1 protein-coding gene is annotated in these 597 nt (G+C 49.1%); it reads left to right on the top strand.

All coding sequences use genetic code 11. The features are described 5' to 3' along the window. The first annotated feature begins 10 nt into the window (after positions 1-10). Complete coding sequence (locus ACTHUR_RS15960; RefSeq protein ID WP_003680126.1) at positions 11-442, top strand: EamA family transporter; 432 nt, start codon at positions 11-13, stop codon at positions 440-442. The last annotated feature ends 155 nt before the right edge of the window (positions 443-597 follow it).

Raw genomic sequence — 597 nt, 5'->3', positions numbered from 1 at the left:
GGAATAAAATATGAGCAGCAACGCATGGCTATTTTGGGCATTGGCATCGGCAGGCTTCGCCTCATTGACCGCCATTTTCGCCAAAATGGGTTTACAGGGCATAGATTCGGATTTCGCCACATTTATCCGCACCTTGGTCATCCTCGCCGCCTTGGTATTGTTTTTAACCTACACCGGCAAATGGCAGGGCGTGAACGGCTTTACCGGCCGCAACTGGACATTCCTCATCCTATCCGGCCTCGCTACCGGCGCATCTTGGCTTGCCTACTTCAAAGCCCTGCAACTGGGCAACGCATCGCAAGTCGCACCCGTCGACAAATTCAGCCTGGTCCTAGTTGCCCTGATGGCCGTCGTTTTCTTAGACGAACGCCCAAGTACGCAGGAATGGATAGGCTTAGGCTTGGTAACCGCAGGCGTATTGACTTTGGCTTTGAAACGATAAAGATTGGGACATCAAAAAAGGCCGTCTGAAAAATTTCAGACGGCCTTTGCTTTGCTTCAAACAATCAGCTCACAATTAATTTGAACCGACTTTGATTTTTTGCCACAAGTTAACAGACAGTTTTTTCGCATCTGCGCTCATTTTAGGCATAACGA

This window comes from Neisseria sp. P0021.S007 (assembly GCF_051956855.1).
The sequence above is the reverse complement of the archived record's forward strand: the minus strand, read 5'-3'. Positions and strand labels throughout refer to the sequence as shown.

Excerpts from the sequence above, each read along its gene's own strand:
- ACTHUR_RS15960 (WP_003680126.1), top strand. The coding sequence starts at position 11 with ATGAGCAGCAACGCATGGCTATTTTGGGCATTGGCATCGGCAGGCTTC.